This window comes from Mesorhizobium sp. M7A.F.Ca.ET.027.03.2.1, from assembly GCF_003999175.1.
Lineage (GTDB): Bacteria > Pseudomonadota > Alphaproteobacteria > Rhizobiales > Rhizobiaceae > Mesorhizobium.
Genome location: NZ_RZOM01001091.1, coordinates 1 through 2060, shown reverse-complemented (window position 1 = coordinate 2060; position 2060 = coordinate 1). Strand labels below are relative to the sequence as shown.

Here is a 2060-nt window from a genome sequence, read left to right as displayed (position 1 = left end):
TCTTCAGGGTGTTGGTCATTGAATGCCGTCCCTGATGATCTGGGACACCTCGATCAACCCTTCGAAATTGTTGGTGCGGCCCTGACGGATGTCCTCCGCCTCGCGCAGCAGCCACAGGCCGATGGAAATGAGGTTGGCGCGCAGTTCCTTGGGCAGGGCGTTGTCGCTGGAGCCAAGATCCTCGACGAAGGCGGTCCAGACGCGGTTGGTGAAGTGAAGCGCCTCGATCGCTTCCATCGAATCGTGGCCGGCCGCTGCTGCCGCCGCCAGCATGTCGATCGAGCGGGTCAGAAGCTCCCGCTCGCGGTCCTTCGCGTCGGCAACGGAGTTGCTCTGGATGTCGGCGTAGGAGAATTGGTACATCGTTGGGGCTACCGTTCCGTTAAGCGTTGTCAGGTCAGGTAATTCAACAGGCTGAGCTGCTGCAGGCGTGCGGTCAACGCGAAAGACGTTTCGATGTGCTGTGTCAGGTCCGCGACCCGTGTTGCGGCTGCCGCCGGATCGACGGCTTCCAGATCGAGAATGTGCCGTTCGAAAAGGTCGACCTGCGTTTTCATCCGATCGTTGGCATCGGAAACCCGCTTCTGGACGATGCCGGTCTCGGATTGAAGCTGGCCAATGCCGCTCAGCGCTTCGCCAACCAGTGTGGTGGAGCGGCTGACAACCGTATTCTTCGCCGCCTGGCTGATGTTGCTGGACATCAGGCTGCTGACCATGGCTGCGGCCATGGCGAGTTTCTGAATGCCATCGCTGTTGGCGCTGGTCGAAGTCGGTGTGGTTTCGTTGAGTGCGATGCGGCTGACGATCTGCTGGTCGGTGGCGTTCGACCAGTCGCCCTGCCAACCCGCGCCCGTGAACAGCGGCGCGACATCGTTGGTGATGAAATCGTCCATCTGGGCGGCCGTGATGTTGGCCGCTGCCGGGTCGTCCTGGGTGAAACCGAAATTGGTGAGGAAAGCGGTACCGAATGCAGCCTTGGCGGGAGAGCCGGCAGCCGTGAAATCGTTGATCGGCTTGACGTCGGTGTTGGTGCCGGCAAACAGATATTCACCATTGACGCTGGTGTTGAGGATCGAGGTCAGCTGCTGGATGGTCGCCTTGCCGGAGTCCCGGGTGAGGCTGTTGGACGAGTCGCTTGAGGAAGCGGTGGTCAGGGCGGACAGGAAGGTCTGAGCGGCGCCGGAGAGCTGGCCAAGCGAGGTCTGTGTCGAGGAAAGCCTGGCGCCGACCAGGCCGTTGGAATCGATAATGACGTTGAGCCGGTCGAGATCGCGCGAGAAGGTGACGGACTGGGCGGTGCGCCCTCCGAGAGCCAGCCCGACATCGGCGACCCTGCCGGTCGACGCTTCCTTCGTGGCTTTGACGAGTTCGGCCTGCATGCGCATCTGCTGGGAGCGCATGGCATTGGAGATTGCGGCCGAGGATACTGAAGTCATGGAATTATCCCACCGCGTTAAGCAAGGCCGTCAGCATGTCGTCGACGGTTTTCATCATCCGGGCCGATGCCTGGTAGGTGTGTTCGAGGTCGAGCAGCAACGACATTTCCTGGTCGACATTGACCCCGGTCGCGTTGGACAGCGCCTCTGCGCTGCGCGATGCCAGTGCTTCCTTGGCATCGGAGGCGGTCGAAGCCTGCTGGCGCACGCCCTCGAACCAGCCGATCGAACTGGCGGCGTAGTCGGATACGCTGGAGGTTGCCGAAACGCCGGCGGCGGGGTCGAAAGTCATCGGCTGGTCGAGCCGGTCGCCATAGGCGACCAGAAGGGTGGAATAGGACGCGCCGCCGCCCGTGTTGGCGACATAGGCCGCACCATTGGCGCCGCCGTCGCGCAGCAGCGTCGGGTTGCCGCCGGTGCTCGGGTCCATCGCTGCATTGACGCTGATGGACGCGGCAAGGCCGGTGACCAGCGTGCCGGCGGCCGGCACGGCCGGCGCTCCCGACCAGGTGAACAGGCCGGCGGCATTGGCCATCGAGGGTGCGGTCTCGGCAAAAGCGGTGATCAGGCCACGCGCGGTCTCGTCGAGCTGGCTCTGCATGGTCGAGGCGACGCCGTCGCGCA

Annotated in this window: 3 protein-coding genes; all 3 read right to left on the bottom strand. The window is 63.4% G+C overall.

Annotation, left to right across the window (positions count from 1 at the left end; all coding sequences use genetic code 11):
• Positions 1–15 precede the first annotated feature (15 nt).
• On the bottom strand, positions 16–363 hold the full coding sequence (gene flaF, locus EN750_RS31555) for a flagellar biosynthesis regulator FlaF (protein WP_023810018.1): 348 nt from the start codon (positions 361–363) through the stop codon (positions 16–18).
• A 29-nt stretch (positions 364–392) separates the two neighbouring features.
• Positions 393–1436, bottom strand: a complete 1044-nt coding sequence (locus EN750_RS31550; protein ID WP_127399041.1) for a flagellar hook-associated family protein — start codon at positions 1434–1436, stop codon at positions 393–395.
• A gap of 4 nt (positions 1437–1440) precedes the next feature.
• The coding region (locus EN750_RS31545; protein WP_281062348.1) for a flagellar basal body rod C-terminal domain-containing protein at positions 1441–2060 on the bottom strand (620 nt) is incomplete at its 5' end.